The sequence below is a fragment of the Parvimonas oralis genome (genome assembly GCF_047608425.1).
Lineage (GTDB): Bacteria > Bacillota > Clostridia > Tissierellales > Peptoniphilaceae > Parvimonas.
Map to the genome: position 1 here is coordinate 438,335 of NZ_JBLKRS010000001.1, position 23,014 is coordinate 461,348.

General features: G+C 24.5%; 18 protein-coding genes. 11 read left to right on the top strand and 7 right to left on the bottom strand.

The window, feature by feature from the left end; all coding sequences use genetic code 11:
* Nucleotides 1-5: 5 nt before the first annotated feature.
* From selD to ACMX2D_RS02240, 10 genes are read left to right on the top strand one after another with little or no spacing between them, the layout of a single operon-like run.
* Complete coding sequence (gene selD, locus ACMX2D_RS02195; protein WP_414972703.1) at nucleotides 6-1,046, top strand: selenide, water dikinase SelD; 1,041 nt, start codon at nucleotides 6-8, stop codon at nucleotides 1,044-1,046.
* A gap of 24 nt (nucleotides 1,047-1,070) precedes the next feature.
* Nucleotides 1,071-2,459 carry an L-seryl-tRNA(Sec) selenium transferase gene (gene selA / locus ACMX2D_RS02200; protein ID WP_414972555.1) on the top strand — a complete coding sequence of 463 codons (1,389 nt, stop codon included), beginning with the start codon at nucleotides 1,071-1,073 and terminating at the stop codon, nucleotides 2,457-2,459.
* Between the two features lies 1 nt (nucleotide 2,460).
* Nucleotides 2,461-4,365 carry a selenocysteine-specific translation elongation factor gene (gene selB / locus ACMX2D_RS02205; protein WP_414972556.1) on the top strand — a complete coding sequence of 635 codons (1,905 nt, stop codon included), beginning with the start codon at nucleotides 2,461-2,463 and terminating at the stop codon, nucleotides 4,363-4,365.
* A gap of 10 nt (nucleotides 4,366-4,375) precedes the next feature.
* Entirely contained in the window at nucleotides 4,376-5,065 is a 690-nt protein-coding gene (locus ACMX2D_RS02210; RefSeq protein WP_414970746.1) for a response regulator transcription factor, read from the top strand.
* A gap of 13 nt (nucleotides 5,066-5,078) precedes the next feature.
* Nucleotides 5,079-6,098: a phenylalanine--tRNA ligase subunit alpha gene (gene pheS, locus ACMX2D_RS02215; protein ID WP_009448646.1), complete on the top strand. Its 1,020-nt coding sequence runs from the start codon at nucleotides 5,079-5,081 to the stop codon at nucleotides 6,096-6,098.
* Nucleotides 6,099-6,108: 10 nt separating this feature from the next.
* A complete protein-coding gene (pheT, locus tag ACMX2D_RS02220; protein WP_414972557.1) occupies nucleotides 6,109-8,475 on the top strand; it encodes a phenylalanine--tRNA ligase subunit beta in 2,367 nt (788 codons plus the stop codon).
* A gap of 13 nt (nucleotides 8,476-8,488) precedes the next feature.
* On the top strand, nucleotides 8,489-9,007 hold the full coding sequence (locus tag ACMX2D_RS02225; protein ID WP_414970744.1) for a cell division protein ZapA: 519 nt from the start codon (nucleotides 8,489-8,491) through the stop codon (nucleotides 9,005-9,007).
* A 5-nt stretch (nucleotides 9,008-9,012) separates the two neighbouring features.
* Nucleotides 9,013-11,367, top strand: coding sequence for an endonuclease MutS2 (locus ACMX2D_RS02230; RefSeq protein WP_414972559.1), 2,355 nt, complete (start codon nucleotides 9,013-9,015; stop codon nucleotides 11,365-11,367).
* Between the two features lie 9 nt (nucleotides 11,368-11,376).
* The gene (gene argS, locus ACMX2D_RS02235; protein ID WP_414972560.1) at nucleotides 11,377-13,113 is read left to right on the top strand and encodes an arginine--tRNA ligase; all 1,737 of its coding nucleotides are present in this window, start codon (nucleotides 11,377-11,379) and stop codon (nucleotides 13,111-13,113) included.
* A 6-nt stretch (nucleotides 13,114-13,119) separates the two neighbouring features.
* A complete protein-coding gene (locus ACMX2D_RS02240; protein ID WP_414972561.1) occupies nucleotides 13,120-14,238 on the top strand; it encodes a tetratricopeptide repeat protein in 1,119 nt (372 codons plus the stop codon).
* Nucleotides 14,239-14,479: 241 nt separating this feature from the next.
* Here ACMX2D_RS02240 and ACMX2D_RS02245 read toward each other — a convergent pair whose 3' ends face one another.
* Nucleotides 14,480-14,788: a hypothetical protein gene (locus tag ACMX2D_RS02245; protein WP_009448855.1), complete on the bottom strand. Its 309-nt coding sequence runs from the start codon at nucleotides 14,786-14,788 to the stop codon at nucleotides 14,480-14,482.
* A gap of 276 nt (nucleotides 14,789-15,064) precedes the next feature.
* Here ACMX2D_RS02245 and ACMX2D_RS02250 point away from each other — a divergent pair, with 276 nt between their 5' ends.
* Nucleotides 15,065-16,039: a tyrosine recombinase XerC gene (locus tag ACMX2D_RS02250; protein ID WP_414972562.1), complete on the top strand. Its 975-nt coding sequence runs from the start codon at nucleotides 15,065-15,067 to the stop codon at nucleotides 16,037-16,039.
* A 39-nt stretch (nucleotides 16,040-16,078) separates the two neighbouring features.
* On the opposite strand, the gene efp is transcribed toward ACMX2D_RS02250, so the two are convergent.
* The 6 genes from efp to mutL all read right to left on the bottom strand — a co-directional run bounded on the left by efp (nucleotide 16,079) and on the right by mutL (nucleotide 23,008).
* On the bottom strand, nucleotides 16,079-16,636 hold the full coding sequence (gene efp, locus ACMX2D_RS02255) for an elongation factor P (RefSeq protein ID WP_009449004.1): 558 nt from the start codon (nucleotides 16,634-16,636) through the stop codon (nucleotides 16,079-16,081).
* An 81-nt stretch (nucleotides 16,637-16,717) separates the two neighbouring features.
* Complete coding sequence (locus tag ACMX2D_RS02260) at nucleotides 16,718-18,118, bottom strand: VanW family protein (RefSeq protein ID WP_414972563.1); 1,401 nt, start codon at nucleotides 18,116-18,118, stop codon at nucleotides 16,718-16,720.
* Nucleotides 18,119-18,126: 8 nt separating this feature from the next.
* A complete protein-coding gene (gene nth / locus ACMX2D_RS02265; RefSeq protein ID WP_414971118.1) occupies nucleotides 18,127-18,729 on the bottom strand; it encodes an endonuclease III in 603 nt (200 codons plus the stop codon).
* 202 nt (nucleotides 18,730-18,931) lie between these two features.
* On the bottom strand, nucleotides 18,932-20,212 hold the full coding sequence (locus tag ACMX2D_RS02270; protein ID WP_414972564.1) for a methionine gamma-lyase family protein: 1,281 nt from the start codon (nucleotides 20,210-20,212) through the stop codon (nucleotides 18,932-18,934).
* Between the two features lies 1 nt (nucleotide 20,213).
* The gene (miaA, locus tag ACMX2D_RS02275; RefSeq protein WP_281703420.1) at nucleotides 20,214-21,155 is read right to left on the bottom strand and encodes a tRNA (adenosine(37)-N6)-dimethylallyltransferase MiaA; all 942 of its coding nucleotides are present in this window, start codon (nucleotides 21,153-21,155) and stop codon (nucleotides 20,214-20,216) included.
* A gap of 2 nt (nucleotides 21,156-21,157) precedes the next feature.
* Nucleotides 21,158-23,008 carry a DNA mismatch repair endonuclease MutL gene (gene mutL / locus ACMX2D_RS02280; RefSeq protein ID WP_414972565.1) on the bottom strand — a complete coding sequence of 617 codons (1,851 nt, stop codon included), beginning with the start codon at nucleotides 23,006-23,008 and terminating at the stop codon, nucleotides 21,158-21,160.
* Nucleotides 23,009-23,014 lie beyond the last annotated feature (6 nt).

The window sequence follows — 23,014 nt, forward strand, 5'->3', positions numbered from 1 at the left end:
TTGATATAAAAGATATAAAGTTAACTTCATATGCTAAAACTTCAGGATGAGCAGCTAAAGTTGGTCCAGATATTCTGGACGAGGTTTTATCCGGGTTGGATAATACAACTTCCGTTAGTGAAAATTTACTTGTAGGGATAGAAACATCTGATGATGCTGCAGTTTATAAAATTAATGATGAATTAGCTCTAATAGAAACTTTGGACTTTTTTACTCCAATAGTTGATGATCCATATACTTTTGGGAAAATAGCAGCTACTAATTCGCTTTCTGATGTCTATGCTATGGGTGGAGAACCTAGCATGGCTATGAATATAGTATGTTTTCCAAATTGTCTACCACCAAAAATTTTAACTGAAATTTTAAAGGGTGGCTTAGAAAAAATGAAAGAGGCGGAATGTTTACTTATAGGTGGGCATACTGTACAAGATGATGAACCTAAGTATGGATTAAGTGTTTCAGGTTTTGTTCATCCAAATAAAGTTTGGAAAAATTCATCTGCAAAAGTTGGAGATGTTCTTATACTTACTAAACCAATAGGACTTGGTGTAATAAATACTGCTATAAAAGGTGGACTTGCAACTAAAGAAGAAATTACAGATGCTGTTCACACTATGGAAACTCTTAATAAATATGCAAAAAGAGCTGTAGAAGATAACACTATTAATTCCTGTACGGATATTACAGGATTTGGACTTATGGGACATTGTTATGAAATGGCAAAAGGATCAGGTACAACTTTTGTACTTAATAGCTCTAATTTACCTATTTTAAAGGGAGCTATTGATTATGCTAATATGGGACTTATCCCTAAAGGATGTTATGATAACAAGAAATTTGTTGGAAATAATTATATTCTTCAAAATGAGGTAGATGAAGCATTACTTAATGTAATGTTTAATCCTGAAACTTCAGGGGGGCTTCTAATTACAGTTCCAGAAAATGAAGTTGATGAAATTTTAAATAAACTAAAAAATATTCCTACAAGATTTGCTGTTATAGGAAAAGTTGAAGAAAAAAGAGAAAAGTATTTAATAGTTAAGTAATATAATTAGATAATGGAGAAATTTATGAATTTATATAAAATGATACCTAAAGTTGACCAAATTTTAGAAAATGATATGATTAAAATTCTTTTAAAGGAAAATTCTAAAAATCTAGTTATGGAGTCAATTCACGAAGAACTAGATGATATAAGAAAAAATATATCTAATGGTTGTGCTGAAGATGTAATATCAAATAGAATTACAAATTTAATTGAAAATATCAGGAACAATTTAGTAAATAAGAAAACATACAATTTAAGAAAAGTTATAAATGCATCTGGGGTTGTAATACATACTAATCTTGGCAGATCTGTTTTAAATGATGAAATTTTAGAAAATATAAAAAGCATTTCAGTTGGATATTCAAATCTTGAGTATGATTTGGAAAAAGGTGAACGTGGATCAAGATATTCTCATTTAAGTAATATTATAAAGAAAATAACCGGAGCTGAAGATTGTATGGTTGTTAATAATAATGCAGCTGCAGTTATGTTAATACTATCAACTATGGCAAAGGGGAAGAATGTAATTACGAGTAGAAGTGAACTAGTAGAAATTGGAGGTTCTTTTAGAATACCTGATGTTTGTAGAGAAAGTGGAGCAGAACTTAAAGAAGTAGGAACAACCAATAAAACACATCTTAGCGATTATGAAAATGCAATTGATGAAAAAACCGCTGCATTATTTAAAGTTCATCAAAGTAATTTTAAAATTTTAGGTTTTACTGAATCAGTAACTTCTTTTGAATTAAATTGTTTGAAAGAAAAATATAATATTCCTATTATTGAAGATTTAGGATCTGGAGTTCTCATAGATTTATCAAAGTATGGATTATCTCACGAGCCAACTGTACAAGAATGTATCAAAAATGGAGTTGATATTGTAAGTTTTAGTGGAGATAAATTGCTAGGTGGAGTTCAGGCTGGGATTATTGTTGGAAAGAAAGAATATATTGAAAAGATGAAAAAAAATCAATTAACAAGAGCTTTAAGAGTTGATAAATTCACTCTTTCAGCACTTGAAGCTGTTTTTTCATATTATATAGATGAAGAATTAGCTATTTCAAAAATACCAACATTAAGTATGTTAACTATAGAAATTGACAAATTATATATTAAAGCCAAAAAATTAATAGAATGTTTGGGAGAAAACAATGATTTTGCATATGAAATTATAGATATTGATTCAGAAGTTGGTGCAGGATCACTTCCAACTCAAAAATTACCATCTAAAGCTGTAAAAGTGATTTCAAAATCATTTACAGAAAATGAATTAGAAGAAAAGTTAAGAAATTATGAAATTCCTATAATTACGAGAATTTATAAGGGAAACTTGATTTTTGATGTTAGAACTATTTTTGAAAATGAATTTTCTATAATTAAAGATGCAATAAATTCATTAATAGGAGAATAATATGGATAATAAGAAAAATATTATCGTTGGAACTGCAGGACATATAGATCATGGTAAAACAACTTTAATAAGAGCATTAACGGGAAGAAATACGGATAGATTAAAAGAAGAGCAAAATAGAGGTATTTCTATTGAATTAGGTTTTACTCATTTTGATTTAAACAATAACCTTAGAGTTGGGATTATAGATGTTCCTGGCCATGAAAAATTTATAAAAAATATGTTATCCGGTGTTTGTGGTATGGATATGATTATTTTAGTTGTAGCTGCTGATGAAGGAATTATGGCGCAAACTAAAGAACATTTAGATATTTTAAATTTAATAGGTATTAAAAATGGAATAATTGCATTAACAAAATGTGACTTAGTAGATAAAGAATGGACTGAACTTGTTAAATTAGATATTGCAGATGAAGTAAAAGGAACATTCTTAGAAGCTGCAAAAATTATAGAAATATCTTCAACAGAAAAAAAAGGAATTGACAATTTAAAAGATGAAATAATAAGAATCGTCGATACTTTACCGGAAAAAGATTTAAATTCAAATCCTAGATTATATGTTGACAGATCTTTTTCTATAACTGGATTTGGGACTGTTGTTACAGGTACATTAATTTCTGGAACATTAAATCTTGATGAAGAAATATTGATTTATCCATCAAATAAATTAACAAAGGTAAGAAATTTACAAGTACATGATAATAATGTTAATATCGCATATGCAGGACAGCGTGTTGCAATAAATCTAGCGAATGTAAAAAAAGAAGATGTACCTAAAGGCTCAGTGTTAGTTCCGAGCAACACTTTTACTGAAAGTAGTTTAATTGATGTTAAATTGAATACTATAAATTTACCATTTTCTATAACTAATAGGACAAGATTTCATTTATATATTGGATCAAGAGAAGTCTTATGTAGAGCAATTTTGTTAGAAAACGAAGAATTAGAATCTAATAAGGAATATATTGTTCAGTTAAGATTGGAAGAACCTATAATTAGTAAAAGAAATGACAGATTTATATTAAGATTATTTTCACCACTTTATACTATTGGTGGAGGATATATAATTGATCCAAATGCTACTAAGAAAAAAAGATTTAATAGTTTTGATATAGACCGAATTAAAACTCTTGATAATTGTAATTTTAAAGAATATATTTATAATTATATTGACAGATTTAGTGATAAATTTTATCTTGAAAAAAATTATTATAATTTTTTATCGGATTCAGCTAAAAACATTTCAAAATTAATTGATGACTTAATTGAAGAAAAAAAAATTATATCATTTGGAAATAATTCTGACAGACTTGTTGTTTCTGATAATTTTATGAAAAAACTTATTAAAAGCATTACTGAATTTATTGAAAATTTTCACGAAAAATATCCTAAAAGAATTGGAGTTTTAAAAGAAACTTTAAAATCAAAATTTTTTGATTCGTTGAGCGGAAAAATAAAAAATGAATTTATGAATTACTTAATTTCTGATAGATTTAATGTTTCTGATGAATATATTTCTACTCTTGGTTTTAAAGTTTCACTAGATGATGAGGATTTTAAAAATATTCAAATACTAAAAAGTAAATTTAATTCTGATAAATTTTCAATTATGAATTTTGAAGATTTCAATCTTACATTAACTATTGAACATTTAAGAGAACTTATTTTGTTTTTAATAATTAATAAAGAAGTTATAAAATTGGATTCAGGCTATATGCTTAAAGATAATTATGATTTAGCTGTAAGTATGATTAAAGAATTTATAATTAAAAATGGTTCTATTTCTGTTTCAGATGCAAGAGATTTATTAAATTCAAATAGGAAATCAACTATGGAATTACTTGAATTTTTAGATAAAGAAAAAATAACTTTAAGAAAAGATAATAAGAGAATATTAGTGAAATAGGAGTTGTTTTATGAAATTAAAAATATTAATGGCTTTACCTATAGATTCGCAAATAAATGATTTGATGTATTCAATGCTAGATGATGAAAATTATGAAATTACTACAGCCAATAATATTGAGGATACTATAATTTTGGCGGACCAAAAGAATTTTGATATTATTATTATGGATATGTATTTTAAAGATGGCACCGGATTGGATTTAAAGAGAAAATTAAATGAATTTTGTGATGTACCAACAATAGTTACTACAACATTAAAAGATGATATGCAAAAGATTTTAATTTTTGAATATGGTGCTGATGATTACTTAATTTATCCTTTTAATATTCTTGAATTAAAAGCAAGAATTCGTGCTATAATGAGGAGATTTGGTCAAAGAAGAACGGATATTGATAATTTAATATTTGCAGATGATTTAGAGTTTAACATTGTTGGAAGAACAGTAAAATTAAAGGGCGAAGAAGTAGATTTAACTGGGAAAGAATTTGATATTTTATATATAATGGCTATTAATTCAGAAAAAATATTTAGTAGAGAAGACATTGCTAAAATTGTTTGGAAAGAAGAGCATGTTAGCGATTATAGAAAAATTGATGTTCATATACGAAGGTTAAGAGAAAAAATAAATAAAGGTGATGTTACATACATCCAAACTAAATGGGGAGAAGGATACTATTATAAAAAAATACAAGGTTAACTAGGAGAAAAATATGAAAGAATTAATTAGTAAATTAAGAGATAAAATTATAAATGAAATTAAAGATTCAGATAAAAATAGTTTAGAAGAACTTAGAATAAAGTATTTAGGTAAAAAAGGTGAATTTACCAGTGTGCTTAGAAACATGGCAAATGTTTCAAAAGAAGAAAGACCAAAAATTGGAGAGCTAATTAATCTAACAAAGCAAGAAATTGAGAATATAATAAACGAAAAAATTGAAATGTTTAATAAAATTGAGCTTGAAAAAAGAATTAAGGAAGAAACTATAGATGTCACTATAAATAAAAAAATTGTAGATATTGGACATAGACATCCTTTAAATCAAACTATGGAAGAACTTGAAAATTTCTTTATTTCAATGGGATTTTCAGTAATTGAAGGTCCTGAAATTGAAACTGTTGAAAATAATTTTAATAAGTTAAACTCTCCAATGGATCATCCTTCAAGAGATATGTCAGATACATTTTATATAGATAAAGAATTGCTATTAAGAACTCATACTTCACCAGTTCAAATTAGAACTATGCTATCAACTAAACCGCCTATAAAAATGGTTTCTGCTGGTAGGACATTTAGATTTGATGAAGTTGATGATACACATTCACCGATGTTCCACCAAATAGAAGGACTTGTTGTGGATGAAAATATAAATATGAGTAATTTAATAGATACACTTAATACTTTTATTAAAGAATTCTTTGGAGAAGATATGCAAACTAGATATAGACCTCATTATTTTCCATTCACAGAACCTAGTGCAGAAGTTGACGTATCTTGTTTTAATTGTAAAGGGAAAGGTTGTAAAGTTTGCAATGGAACAGGATGGAGCATGGAATTATTAGGTTGTGGAATGGTACATCCAAATGTTCTAGAAGCGTGTGGTATTGATTCCAAAAAATATTCAGGTTTTGCTTTTGGTATGGGAATAGATAGAATAACAATGGTTAAACATAAAATAAATAATATTAGATTATTATATGATAATGATAAGAGATTTTTAGAACAATTTTAAGGGGGATTATATGTTATTACCAATAAAATGGGCAAAAGAATACGTTGATATAGATAATTATATAATGGATATATGTGATAAAGTTACTCTAACAGGTTCTCATGTTGAATCCATTGAAAAATTAGGAACAAATATTAAAAATATAGTTATTGGAAAAATTTTAGAAATATATAGACATGAAAATTCAAAAAAACTTTGGATTACAAAAGTTGATATAGGAAATGAAATTGTACAAATTGTTACAGCTGCTCAAAATTTACAACAATTTGATTATGTACCGGTTGCTAAAGTTAACTCTACACTTGCTGATAATACACAAATCAAGGAAGCAAAACTTGCTGGAGAAATTTCACAAGGGATGTTTTGTAGTTACAAAGAATTAGGATATCCTGATTCTGTTATTCCTAAAGAATATAAAGACGGTGTTCTTAGAATTTTTGATGAAAATATAGTTCTTGGAACTGATATTAGAGAAATTCTAGATTTAGATGATACTGTTGTAGAATTTGAAATTACTCCAAATAGACCTGATTGCTTATCTATTGTAGGAATGTCTAGAGAAATTGCTGCAAGCTTTAATAAAAAATTAAATGAAATTAATATTAAAGATTTAAAAAATATTAATAATAGTAGTTTATTGAAAATCAACATATCTTCAGATAACTGTAAAAGATATTCTGCTAGTATAATGAAAGATGTTAAAATTGAAGAATCAAATAGAAAAATGCAAAATTATTTATTAAATTCTGGTATAAGACCTATTAATAATATAGTTGATTTAACAAATTTTTTAATGTTAGAATTAGGACAACCTCTTCATGCATTTGATTTAGATAAATTAGAAGGAAATATTACTATTAGAAATGCTTTTGAAGGAGAAAAAGTAGTTACTTTAGATGATATAGAAAGAACTCTTTCTAGCGATGATATGCTAATATGTGATGATGTAAAGCCTATAGCTATCGCAGGAGTAATGGGACTTAAAAATTCTGAAATAGATTCTAATACAAAAAACATTTTAATTGAGTCAGCCTTTTTTACAAAGAAAGCAATTAAATTGACATCAAAGAGATTAGGATTAAAATCTGAAGCTTCAATTAGATATGAAAAGGGACTAACATCAGAACATACAGTAAATGTATTATCTAGATTTTTATATTTATTAGAAAGATATGTTGATTGTAAAATTGAATCTGTATTTGATGTTAAAAAAGAAGAATTTATTCCGAAAATAATTGAATTTGATCCTAATTTAGTAAAAAGGTTATTGGGAGTTGAAATATATAATTCAGAAATTCTTAACTATTTAGACTTATTAGAAATTAAAACAGAAGTAAAAAATAATTATATATATTGTACTATTCCTTATTTTAGAACAGATTTGTCTATTCAGGAAGATATAGTGGAAGAGATAGGAAGACTATATGGATTCTCAAATCTTAATCCTACACCTATTTTAGCACCAAATACGATAGGGAAAAAAAGCAAAAAGAGAATTCTTGAGGACAAGATAAAAAATGTCTTATTAAATTTAGGTTTATATGAAATTACTACTTATTCTTTCATTGGTGGAAATATTATAGGAAAATCAAAGATGAATACTCAAAATACTGTTAAAATCCTAAATCCACTAGGAGAAGAATTTAGTATTATGAGAAAATCATTAATTCCAAATGTTATTGATGTTTTAGCTAAAAATTTAAATTATAAAAATGAAGATTTATTAGTCTATGAACTTGGAAATACTTTTCATATCGTTGCTGATAGTATAATACCTTCAGAAAAGAAAAAAGTAGTGATTGGTTGTTATGGGAAATATGATTTTTATTATGTTAAGGATATAGTAGTAAATTTATTAAGTATTTTAAATATTGAAAATTATGAGTTTGTAAAGAATGCTTCAATTGATTATTTTCATCCTGGTGTATGTGCTAATATAATTGTAAGTGGAGAAAAAATTGGTGAAATTGGACAAATATCTTATGAGGTTTGTAAGAATTTTTCTATAAAGAAAAAAATATTTGTATGTGAAATAGATATTGAAAAAATTAGAGATAAATCTGGTTTAGTTAGAATATATGAACCACTTATTAAATACCCTGCTGTAAAAAGAGATTTAGCTATAATTGTAGATAAAAATATTGATAGTGGTATGATTGAAAAAATATTTAGAGATAATTCAAATAATTTATTAAAGAATGTGGAACTTTTTGACATTTATACCGGAAATCAAATTGATGAAGGAAAAAAATCAATGGCTTATAAATTAACTTTTCAATCTAAAGATAAAACATTAGTTGATGAAGATATTAATACCGTCATTGATGGCATGTTGAAAGATTTAAATGAGAAATTGGGTGCATATCTAAGGTTTTAATTAGGAGAATATTATGGATGCTAATAAAATAAAAGTTAATATAGCCGGCACGGTTTATACAATAATAGGTGAAAAAACAAAGACTGAAGTAGAAGATATTGCTAATTTTGTGGATGAAGAAATAAAAAAAATTACATCTCAAAATTATTTATTAAATTCAACTATGGCTGCTACTTTAGTTGCATTAAATGTTTCTAGTGATTATTTTGATTTAAAAAAAGAAATTAACTTATTGAGTGAAGATAGTGAATTTCCTTTAAAAAAACAAGAAGAATTTATAAAAAATAATCAAAAAATTGAAAAAGAGAAAGAAGAATTAAAACAAACTGTAAAAGAACTAACAGATAAAAATAATGTTTTAGTTCGTACAATAAGTACACTTGAAAAAAGGTATGAAAATTTAGAAAAAATTTCTTATGATAATTTCTATGAGTTAAAACAAAAAAATGAAAAAATTATAGAATTACAAAATGAAATTGTTAAAATAAAAAATGAATACATTAATAGAATTATTAAATTTGGAGAAAAATAATAATAATGAATAATAAAGTACTAAAAACTTTAGAATTTTATAAAATTATAAATATGTTATCAGACCGTTCTCAAAGCATTATAGGTAAAAAAGTTATTAAAAATTCTGAAGTTTCTACAGATATGATTGAAGTACAAAGACTATTAGATGAAACAGATGAAGCCTATAGATTTATAATAAAGCATAGATTACCAGGAATTTCCAATATTCAAGACTTAGAAGAAGACTTTAAACTTTTAGAAATAGGACAATTTTTTTCTCCTAGAAAGCTTTTAGAAGTATGGAAACTTCTTAACACTTCGAGATTTTTGAAAAATATAATTTCTTATGATGAGTCTTTAGAATTTAAAAATATTTTTGAACTTTTAAATTCATTAAATACAGCTATTCAGTTAGAAAGAGATTTAGAAATATCTATAATATCTGAAGATGAGATTTCTGATGATGCAAGTTCTGATTTAAAAAGAATTAGAAGAATGATTAAATCAAAAAATGATTTGATTAGAGATAGACTAAATCAATTGATTTCAACATCTGATAAGTTAATGGATAATTTATATACTTTAAGGGATGGTAGATATGTAGTTCCTGTAAGAAGTGAATTTAAAAATTCTTTTAAAGGTATTGTTCATGATCAATCTGCATCAGGTCAAACAGTTTTTATAGAACCTATGTTTGTAGTTGATTTAAATAATGATTTAAAAAAGTTAGAAATTGATGAAGAAAAAGAAATCGAAAGAATTTTAATGGAATTTTCTAAACGTGTTTTAGAAATTTTACCAGAATTAATTTCAAATTTAAATGCAATTGCTAATATAGATTTTATATTTTCAAGAGGAAAATTGGCATATGATATGGAAGCTATTAAACCTATAATAAACAATAATGGAATCATTTCATTAAAATCAGCAAGGCATCCTCTAATTGATAAGGATAAAGTAGTTCCAATTGATATTTCCCTTGGTAATAGTTTTAATACTTTAGTTATTACAGGTCCGAATACCGGAGGTAAGACTGTAACTTTAAAAACTGTAGGCATTTTAACTTTAATGACTCAATATGGACTTATGATACCTTGTGCAGATAATTCAGAAGTGGCTGTATTTGATGAATTATTTGCAGATATTGGTGATGAACAAAGTATAGAGCAATCTTTAAGTACTTTTTCATCACATATGAAAAATATAATAGAAATAATAAATAATGCAAAAGAAAATTCTTTGATTCTATTTGATGAACTAGGATCTGGAACTGATCCCGAAGAAGGTTCGGGACTTTCAATTTCTATATTAAATTATTTCTTAGAAAAAAACATTAGAACTATTGCAACAACTCATTATAGTCAATTAAAGATGTATGCTATGACAACTGAAAACGTTCAAAATGCTGCAATGGAATTTGATGTTGAAAAGTTAGAACCCACTTATAAATTAATCATTGGTATTTCTGGGAAATCAAATGCTTTTGAGATTTCAAAAAAATTAGGTCTTGATGAAAGCTTTATAATTAATGCTAAAAAGTTTATATCAAATAATGAATTATCTTTTGATAAATTGGTCAGTAATGTTGATAATAGGCGTAAAGAATATGAAGAGCTTATTATTGAACAAAGAAAAATATTAAATTTTAACAAGAAAATTAAAGAAGAATATGAAGAAAAACTTGAAAAATTTAATAAACAAAAAGAAAAAAAGATAAAAAAATTGGATGAATATATTGAAAATTCAATATATGAAACAGAAAAATTTTGTAGAGAAACAATTAATCATATAAACAAAGCCAGATCAAAAGAGCAATCTACTAAGTTGAAAAAAATATCTGAAGAAATATTGAAGAAAATAGATAAAATTAATCATTCTAAAATGATTAAAAAAGAAAATGAATCTAATATATTAAATGAACCATTAATGTTAGGCGAAGAAGTTAAAGTTCTAAGTTTAAATGAAAATGGATATGTACAGACATTACCGGATAAAAATGGAAATTTACAAGTTAAAATAGGTATTTTAAAAGTAAATGCAAATATTAGTGATATCATTAGAATTGAAAAAATTATAGATCATTCTAAAGATAAAATATCTTATTCAAAATCTAATTTTATTAAAAGTGATAAAATGTTTAATAATAAGATAGATGTAAGAGGATATAATACTGAAGATGCAATTTATGAAATTGATAAATTTTTAGATGATTCTTTTATAGCTAATTTAAACGAAGTAACAATTGTTCATGGTAAGGGAACTGGAGTTTTAAGAAAAAATATTTCAGATTTTCTGAGAAAACATAAGTTGGTTAAGTCTTTTAGCTTTGGTAAATTTAATGAAGGTGGCGATGGAGCTACCGTTGTAAAACTAAAATAGGAGAAAATTATGATAAACTTTAAGGATATAGTTATAGATACTATTTATGATTTAGATATAAATTTAAATAAAGAAGAAATTAAAGAATTGATAGAAATTCCCCCTAATCCAGAAATGGGAGATTTTTCATTTCCTTGTTTTAAATTATCTAAAACTTTAAGAAAAGCACCAAATTTAATTTCTGAAGAATTGGTAAATAGAATTAATATAGATAATAGTATATTCTCAAATGTGAAAAATGTTGGTCCTTATATTAATTTCTTTATTAAAAATTTGGAATTTTCTAAAAATGTTATAAAAGAAATACTTGATAAAAAAGAAAAATATGGATCTACACAAGATAATTTAGATAAAACTATTGTTATTGACTATTCTTCAACAAATATAGCTAAACCGTTTCATATTGGACATATAAGAAGTACATTAATTGGAAATGTAATTAAAAATATATACAAATTTTTAGGCTATAATACAGTTGGTGTAAATCATCTTGGAGATTATGGAACCCAATTTGGAAAAATAATTGCTGCATACAAATTGTGGGGGAATGATAAAGAGATAAATGCTGATCCAATAAATCAGTTACTAAAATTGTATGTTGATTTTAATAATCTATGTAAAACTGATGAAAAAATGTTAGAAATTGCCAGAGACTATTTTAATAAATTAGAGAATGGAGATGAAGAGTCTGTCAGACTTTGGAACTGGTTTAAAGATATTAGTTTAATGGAATTTCAAAAAGTTTATGATAAATTAAAAGTTGAATTTGATTCATACAGAGGTGAAGCTTATCATTCTCAGTTTATTGATGATGTTGTTAAAGAACTAGAAGATAAAAATTTATTAATTGAAAGTGACGGATGTAAAATAGTTAATCTAGATAAATATGATTTACCACCTGCTTTGATTTTAAAAAGTAACTCTTCTAGTACTTATATAACAAGAGATATTGCAACTGCATTAACTAGAAAAAAAGACTATAATTTTTATAAAAATATTTATGTAGTTGCAACTCAACAAAAATTACATTTTCAACAATTAAAAGCTGTTTTAGAAGAAATGGGATATGAATGGGCTAAAGATTGCATTCATGTTTCATTTGGGATGGTAAGTGTAAAAGATGACTTTCTAGGAACTTCAGCAAAGTTAAGTACAAGAGAAGGAAATGTTATATTTTTAAACGATGTACTTGAGAAAAGTGTAGAAAAAACTCTAGAAATTATAAATGAAAGAAACAATTCTCTTGAAAACAAAGAAGAAATTGCTAAAGAAGTTGGTATTGGTGCTGTTATATTTCAAGAACTATTCAATACTAGAATTAAAGATTATTCTTTTGATTGGAATAATGTTCTTAATTTCGAAGGAGAAACTGGTCCATATGTTCAATATTCTGCTGCAAGAGCTAATAGTATATTAGAAAAGAATGATTTTTATTCAAAATTAGATAGTATTGATATTTCAAAAGTTTCAAATTATGAAATGAATATAGATGAATTATCTTTAATTAAATCAATCTATAAATTTGAAGATATTTTATTAGATTCAGCAAAAAAATATGAACCTTCAATACTTACAAGATATATAACTGAAGTTTCAAAATTATTTAATAAATTTTATAATTCTTGTCCTATAAACAATCAAGAAGAAAATATTAAAGAATTTAGGCTTATACTAACATATTGCACAAGGTTACTTATTGAAATTGGATTGAGACTTTTAGGAATGGATACTCCTAAAAAAATGTAGGTGAATATGGATAATTTATATAATTATTTTAGAAAATTTTCTGATAAAGTATATTTTCTTACAGTGAAAAATATTGAATTTAATGAAAAAAAATATAAAAATATTGATTTTCCAATTAGTTCAAATGTTCTTTTAGAAAATATAAAAAATAATAATTTTAATGAAAATATTAATTTATCATATTTTTTTGAAGGGATTTTATTATTAAATGGAATAGATTCAAATTTTGAAAATATTAAATTTTTAAATGATTTTATAAATTCAAAAAATATTAATTTATTAGATTTTGTCAAATCGAAAATTGATTTTAATGATAATAATTATGACACCATAATATATAATTTATTAATTATTAGAGGATTAATTAATTTAGAAAAAAATGATGATTTTATTTTAAAATTATATACTAAATATCTTTTAATGATTTTAGATTATGATAATAGTTATTATAATATATTCTTAAATGAAATCAAGATTCTATTATCTGATTTGGAAAGAAAAAATGAAGATGATTATTTGCTAAATATGCTTTATGGTGATTTATATGTAAAAGAAAAATTTTATATTAAAGCTAATATATTCTATAAAAAATCTATAACAAATTCAAATAAGATAATTGATAATATTATCAATAAAAAAATACAAGATATTAATGTAAAAGTTAAAATTGAAGAGCTACTACAACTGGTAGATAGATTTAAGTTTGAAGACTGTTATAAAATATTAAAAAATATTGATAATTTTAATCTAGATAAAGAAGATTCTTATTGGATTGGATATATATATAATAAATTAAACGAAAACGAAAAAGCTATAGAGCACTACGAAAAATCATTGGATTTAAACGCTGATTTTTTAAATATTTTTATAGAACTAGGGTTATTATATTACAAAATGCAAAAAATCGAAAAATCGCTTAAAATTTTCGAAAGAGGACTATCTATATATATAGATGATGAAAAATTGCTATTTAATAAGATAATATTAGAACTAAAGCTAAAAAAATATAAAAAAGCGAAAGAAGATATGGATAAATTGTTATTGTACGAAGACTTAGATAATTCTATAATGAATGATATATTATACTTACAAGAGTTATATAAAGAGGACTTAGAAAAATTTTAAATTTAAAATTGTTAATTTTGATTTAATTAATAAATTGAAATACATTTATATGTAAATAGAGTAGAGATTAAAATATAATCTCTACTCTATATTTTTAAATAATTATTTTCGCAAAATAATAGTTTTGCGAAAATAACACAAAAAAATTCATAATATAAAATAATTTCTATTTTTGATTAAATACTTAAATTAATCTAATATAAATTTATATTAATTTAAAAATTATAATTATTTTAAAAAATTATTTAGGTTTCTTTTCGTTAAAATTATCTATCTCTCTTTCATCGATATCTATCTTCTTATCTTCTATATTTGATTTCTTTTCTTCGATTTCAGTATCTTTATTTTTTTCTTTTTCTTCTTTCATTTTTTGATTTTCCTTATTTTTATTATAATTTGTTTTTTGTTGTTCAAGTTTCTCTTTTTCCTGTTTATAAATTTTGTAGTTTCTAAAATACAGTATTAACACGAAAAAAGTTATACAAACAATTAAAAAAGATATAATTTTACCAAAGTTTGAGTTAAAAAATTTTTTTAAATTTGATTTCATTTTAAACTCCTTTTAAACCGTTAAATCTAGCATATTCATTTTAAATAGTATACTTAACTTTTTATCTTTATTTTAATAAAAGATTATTATTACAAATTTTTACCTATTACTTCAAATATATTCATAAAAAACATCATAATATGATATAATATATTATATCATAAACTATTAATAAAAAGTACTTTTATATAACTTTAATTTGAAATTTATTATACAATGACTTACTACCCAAATTATAGCATAATATTAATAGTACAATAATCTAAGAGGTGAAATATGGTTCATTTTAATGATTGTCCAACAATTTTGGATGACTATTTAAATTATTTATTAACAATAAAAGGCAGATCTAATCTAACAGTTAAAGAGTATTATTATGATTTAAAAAGGTTTTTAAAATTTATTATAATGAGAAAAAAATTATTTGGATATAATTTAGATTCTGATATAAACTCCGTTTCTATTTTATCAATTAGTAAAAAGGATATTTCTGATATAGATATAACTGATTTACATGCATATATATCTTTTTGTGATTCTAACTATAACGATTCAACTAAAACAAAAGCAAGAAAAATTTCAGCAATAAAATCATGGTTTAAATATTTGCATAATACAGTTGAACTTATAGATAAAAATCCTTCAGAAAAATTAGAATTACCAAAATTACAAAAAAGAAATCCAGTTTATTTAACATTATCAGAATCAGAAAAAGTATTAAATTCTATAAAGGATGAAAAGAATGAATTTAACAGAGCTCGAGATTTATGTATAGTATTAATTTTTTTAACATGTGGTCTTAGGATATCTGAACTTACTGGAATTAATATAGAATCAATTAAAGATGATAAATTAAGTGTTATTGGTAAAGGTAATAAAGAAAGGACAGTTTTTTTAAATGAAAACTGTATTTATGCTATAAAATGTTATATGAAACTTAGACCGATAACAAGAGATACAAATGCCTTATTCATAAGTTCACATAAAAAAAGAATTTCTAATAGGTCTATACAATTGAGATTAAAAAAATATATAGAATTATCAGGACTAAATCCCAAAATATATACACCACATAAATTAAGACATACCGCAGCAACTCTTATGTATAAATATGGAGATGTTGACATAAGAACAATTCAGAGTATTTTAGGACATACAAGTGTTGCTACAACACAAATATACACTCATTTAGATGATGACGATATAAAAAAAGGAATTTCAAAAAATCCAATTTCAAAGCTAAAAATATAATTTTCAATAAAAAAGACAAGTTATAAAACTTGTCTTTTATTAAACTCTTGATAAATATTCATTAGTTCTAGTATCAATTTTTATTTTATCTCCATTATTTATAAATAATGGAACAGTAACAACAGCACCTGTTTCTACTTTTGCAGGTTTATTTGCTCCTGTTGCAGAATCCCCTTTAACACCTGGTTCAGTTTCAACAACTTCTAATTCTACAAAGTTTGGAGCGTTTACTTGAAACGCCTTTCCATCATGAAATCTAATAGTTGCATTATCATTCTCTCTTAAATATAAAAGCGCATCTTCAACAACATCAAAATTTAATGGTAATTGTTCATAAGTTTCTGTATCCATAAAGTAGTATAGTTCACCATCTGAATACAAGTATTGCATTTCTTTAGTTTCTATCTTAGCCACTTCATATTTATCATTTGGGTTAAAAGTCATTTCTCTTGAACCACCACTCTTTACAGATTTAATTTTTGTTCTTACAAACGCTGCACCTTTACCAGGTTTTACGTGTTGAAAATCTATTATTTGGTATACATCACCATCCATTTCAAATGTTGTACCTTTTCTAAAATCTCCTGCTGAAATCATTAATTTTCCTCCTATTTTTATGAATAATTCAACAAATATTATATCATAATATTAAAAAAATATCCATATTTTTATATGATTTTAATCGTTATTAACAGATTCTTCTGTATCTGCTTTTTTTGTTCCAACTTTAACTATTTGTTTCTTTGGTTTATAATAATCACTATTTAATAATATTGGTTTCTCATTTTCTTTTTGCTTATAAGAAGAGCCTCTATAACCAGGGAACCCCTTTTCAACAATAACTCTTTTGCCTTCAGGTAAACTAGGATCTTGAATTTCTTCGACAGGCATTGGTATTTTAGATACATCAGATGTAAATAATTTAATATTATAATTTTTTTTATCTGTATCACCGAAAATTTTAAAGGTTAATTCTCCGTTAGAAACATAACTTTTTATAACTATAGGAAAATCAAAAGTATTTTGAAACTTCAAATCACTTTGTCCTTCATAATACATCGCATCTAATCCAATAGTACAATAGGGTACTCTCATAGAATGCTGATTTCTTTCAACTATTTTTAAATCAGATTTTACTAATGCTTGATATAAGGTAGATGTGACTTGACAGATTCCTCCACCAATTGAATCCACTATCTTATGATTTAGAAAAGTTCCTGCAGGTTTATAACCTGTATTTTTAGACACTTCGCCTAATTCTTTAGAAAAAGAAAAAGTTTCTCCGGGATTAACTACAAATTCATTAACTTTCCCTGCAGCAATTTTAATATTTGTATTTCTATTAGGCTGATTATCAAATTTAGTAGTAGCTTCCCCTATCACTCCCTTTATTGAAGACAACAAAGTTTTATCAATCTTTTTATATTCTGTAACAATAGCAGGTATTTCAAAATTAAATTTTACCGGAACACTTTTAAAATTATCTACTATTTTTTCATTTTCAACTTTAAGTCCAATTTTACCTTCAACAATTGATATCTTGTCATCAGAAAAAGAAAATTTTTCATCTATTGGATTGGAATTTAGTTTTTCTGATATTTCAGAAATAATTTCATTTAATTTTGATAAATCATAAGTAGCTTTAACTTCGAATTTCTTAGGATTTTTTAATAAATTTTTTAATGTTTCTATTCTTTCATCATCAGTACCAAATCTACCTATATTAAATGATTGATTAACTAGATTTTCATAATCATATGAAAAGTTAATATCTTTAGGAAGAAATTTCTTAGTATAATTGTCTCGTGTTAAAGTAAATTCATTATTTATTCCTAAACTTTCTTTTATCTTACTTATAGCCTCTTCTTTTGTTAGACCTTTTAAATCAACATCATTAATAAAAATTCCTTCATAAAATTTGTCATATGCTAAAAGTTCTTCTTTTTTTAAGTTTTTTGTCTCTCCAGCCGCATTACTTAATGGATGTCTATTAAGTAAAAAATAACCTACTATTGTACCTATTATCAATATTCCTAATACTCCCGATACAATACTAAATACCTTAAGATATTTTTTCATATATCCTCCTACAAATTTTTATAATATAAACACTCAGAATTTATTATGCATTTTTCACAATCCGGTTTTCTTGATTTACAAATTCTTCTTCCATGAAAAATAAATAAATGATGTGCCTTGTTCCAATTATCTTTTTTCAGTTTTTTCATTAGAGAAAACTCAGAATCTAGAACATTATTTTCATTAATAATTCCTATTCTGTTTGTAACTCTAAAAACATGAGTATCAACTGCTAGTGATGGTATATTAAAAGCACAAGATCTAACTACATTCGCAGTTTTTCTTCCAACTCCAGGTAATAAAGTTAATGATTCCATATCACTTGGAACTATAGAATTATATTTTTCTACTAAAATTCTACAAGTTTCTAAAATATTTTTACTTTTTGTATTATAAAAACCACAACTATGTATATATTTAGACAAACCATCAATATCTAAAGTTAAAAATTCTTCTGGAGTCTTAAAATCCTTAAATAATTTTTCAGTAACCTTATTAACTCTTACATCAGTACATTGAGCAGATAAAATGGTTGCTATCAATAGTTCGAAACTGTTAGAAAAATTAAGTTCTGGTTTTGCATCAGGATATAATTTTTCTAATTTTTCCATTACAATGTTTATTTTTTCTTTTGATAAACATTTCAAATCATTCACTCCAATATCATATATAATTAATATATAATTAATATAAAATTATTAATTATTTCAATTTTTTGTACATTTATATTTAACACAAAATGCGAAAAACTACTACTATTATACCATAAATAATATAAAAATAAGCTAAACTTTTTAAAAATATTTTTATTTACTATAAGTCTATATATTTTTTATTATAAAAAGTATTTAAAACATTAATTAATGCTATCTTAGTTTGATAAAAATTCAGTCCACCTTGATAATATACATTATATGGTTCTCTTAAAGGTCCATCTGCACTTAATTCAATACTTGAACCATCTATAAAGCTTCCTGAAGCCATTATAACTTTATCTGAATATCCTGGCATATCCCACGGATAAGGAACAACATGACTATCTACACAACAAAATTCCTGTATAGATCTACAAAAGTCTATAACTTTATTTTCATCATTCATAGTAATCACTTGAATAATATCACTTCTATTTTCATTATATTTAGGTATTGTTTCATAGCCTAACTTTTCAAATATATATGACACTAATATTGCACTTTTTACTGCCTCTAAAACCACACGAGGTGCAAAGTATAATCCTTGAATAATTGCTCTTGTAGTACCAAAACTTACACCTACATGCCTTCCAAGTCCTGGAGATGTTAGTCTATTAGAAATAGATTCTATAATTTCAGTTGAATTTGAAACTATATATCCACCGTTTAAAGTTATTCCTGCACCTAAATTTTTTAATAATGATCCTACAACTATGTCGGCACCAACTTCTAGAGGTTCCTTTTTTTCTACAAATTCACAGTAGCAATTATCAATCATTATAATTATATTAGGGAATTTTTCTTTTATTTTCTTAATAACTACTTCTAATTCATTAATGGAAATACATCTTCTGCTACTATATCCAGGAGATCTTTGAATAGCTAATAATTTAGTCTTTGAATTGATTTTAGATAATACAGTTTCTACATCAATTTCATTATTTACTAAATCAACCTTATTATACTTTATTCCATAATCAAGTAGTGTTCCCTTTTCATCTCCACTAATACCTATAACCTTTAAAAGTGTGTCATAAGGAGTTCCAGTTATATAAATAAACTCGTCTCCTGGTAATAAATTACCTTGCAATGCTAAAGATATTGCATGAGTTCCACATGTTATTTCTTGCCTTACTATAGCATCTTTTGCTTTAAAGATGTCGCAATATATCCTTTCTAATTTCTCTCTTCCAAAGTCACCGTATCCATATCCTGTTGTCCAAGAAAAATCAGTAGCAGATAATTTTTGCTTTTTAAATGCATTTAAAACTTTTAATTGATTATATTCTTCTATTTCTTTTAAAGTTTCAAATTCTATTTCTATTTCCTTAGAACATTTGTTTACAAAATTAATAATTTTAGAATCAAAATTAAAATCAGTATCTAAATATTTTTCCAATTTATAATTCTCCTTTAGTTAAAAAATCTTTTACTAATTTTTTAGATTTAAATAGAACTTCATCATATCCATTTTCAACATCAATCCAATGTATATTTTCATTCCTATTAAACCAAGTAAATTGTCTTTTAGCGTATTTTCTTGAATTTTGTTTTATATTATCAATACAAGATTCCAGAGTAATTTCTCTCTTAAAATATGGAATAAACTCTTTGTATCCAATAGCAGTAAATGGTTGTGAATACTCGCCATATTTTTTATATAGACTTGATGCTTCTTCAACAAGTCCATTATTAATCATTATATCGACTCTAGAATTTATTTTATCATATAATATTTTTCTATCTAAAGTTAATCCTATTATTAAGTAATCATACTTACAATTATTATTTTCATAATCTTTGCATTGTTTGGAAAATTCTTTTTTTGTATTTACACAAACTTCTATTGCTCTAATTACTCTTTTTATATTGTTTTTATGAATTTTTTCTCTACTTGAATAGTCTAGATATAATAATAAATCATAAAGCAAATTTGCCCCATTTTTTTCGTAAAATTCTGTAATTTGTTCTCTTAGATTATTCGATTCTTCAGATTCAGTAAATTTAAAATCATATAATATAGAATTTACATAAAGTCCTGTTCCTCCTACAAAAATCGGAATGTTATTATGAGAATAAATTTCTTCAATATATTTCTCTGCCATATTTTTATATTCAGAAACATTAAATTTTTGATTTCCATCTAAAATATCAATCATATAATGATTAATTCCACTAACTTCCTCTTCTGTTATCTTAGCAGTTCCTATATTAAATTCTTTATAAATTTGCATAGAATCACAAGATATAATCTCTCCTGAAAAATCTTTTGCTATATCAACGCTTAATTTTGTTTTTCCAACAGATGTAGGGCCAACAATAAATATTATTTTTTTCTTCATTTTTATTCCTTAAAAAATAATTTATCAAAATCTTCTTTAGATATTTTTCTTAATATTTTTTTGTCATAGAAATTTATATCTAGATTTATTTTAGATAACTGTGACAATAATTCTTCTATCTCAAAATCCGTTAAACTTAAATTTATTCGTTTTTTAGAAACCATTTTGTATAATGAGTCCTCAAACACTCTATTATCTTTAAATAACAGTTCATCAATCATTTCTCTAATATCTTCTTTATCTAAATTATCATTTAATAAATTAGGCATTGTCCTTATTGCTATAGAATTTTCATCAAAAATATCAGCTTCTATACCTAAATTTTTCAACTTATCTTTAATAGTATTAAACACACTCAATTTATATTCATTTAATTCCAAAATTATAGGAAATAAAAGTATCTGTTTTGTAATAGTACAATTATTGTAATTATCCAATAAATTTTCATACAACAGTCTATATTTAGCATTTAGTATATCTATAATTATAAACTCATCCTTATCGGATAATAAAATATATTTTGAAAAAATTTTACCTATAATTTCATAATCTAAAATATTTTTTGAAGTTTCAGTATTATCATCAAGTTTTATTTGTTCCAATACTGGAGTATTTTCTACTTTTTCGTCCTCAACAATATAATTTTCAATATTATCTTCTTCATTTATCGTTTTTATATCATCTTTATTTACTTTAAATAAATCATCATAAGAAAACTTATTTACAATATTTTGTGTATTATAATCATCATCATAAATTATAGTTTCAATAATATCTTCTTCTGAAGATTGTTCGTTATTAATCTTTTCTTCGTTGTATAAGATTTTTTCTTTTTGTTCTTCCTTTACAGATATAAAATCACTTGTAGTATTTTTTAGAACGATGTCAGTAATGTTATTATTAAGTAAATTTAGTAACTTATCTTCAAAAATAAATTTAATCTTTCTTTTATTTGGATGAACGTTTATATCTATTAAGCTGGGATTTACTTCGATAAATATTACAAATGTAGGAAACTTTCCTTTTGGTATTAATGTAGCAATTGATTTTTCTATTATATTTCTAATCTTTTCATCAAAAATATATCTTCCATTAACAAATAAAAATTGTGATGCTCTACTACCTTTATAAAAGTGATTATTTGAAATATATCCATAAATCTTATAATCTGAGTCCTCAATATTTACAGAAATTAAATTCTTATAAAAATCATCTTTAAAAATATATTTTATATTATCTTTTAAAGTATTTTTTTCACTTGTTTCGAATACAACTTTCGAATCTTTTATATATTTAAAAGATATTTTTTGATTAGCCAATGCAAAAGAGTACATCAACGTTGTTATGATTGAGTTTTCATATGCATCTGATTTTAAAAATTTCTTTCTAATAGGAACATTGTAAAATAAATCTCTAATGTAAATTGTTGTTCCTAAATTCATCCCTATCTTATTTTTTCTAATAATTTTATTATTTTCAAGATAACAGTGAATTCCGAATTCACTGTTCTTTGTTCTTGTATTAATGTCAACTTTTGAAATTGCAGATATACTAGCTAATGCCTCTCCTCTAAATCCATAAGAAAGAATAGAATATATATCTTCAAAATTATTTAATTTAGATGTAGCATGTTTGGTAAATGCCAACTCTATATCATCTTCTTCAATTCCACAGCCGTTATCAGAAATCATAATTTCTTTTTTACCTGCATTTTTAATTTCAACTTTAATAAATGTTGCACCTGAATCTATTGAATTTTCAACCAACTCTTTTATTACAGAATAAGGATTTTCTATAACTTCTCCTGCTGCAATTTTTTGAATTGTATCTTCTGACAATAATTTTATAGACATATAAAT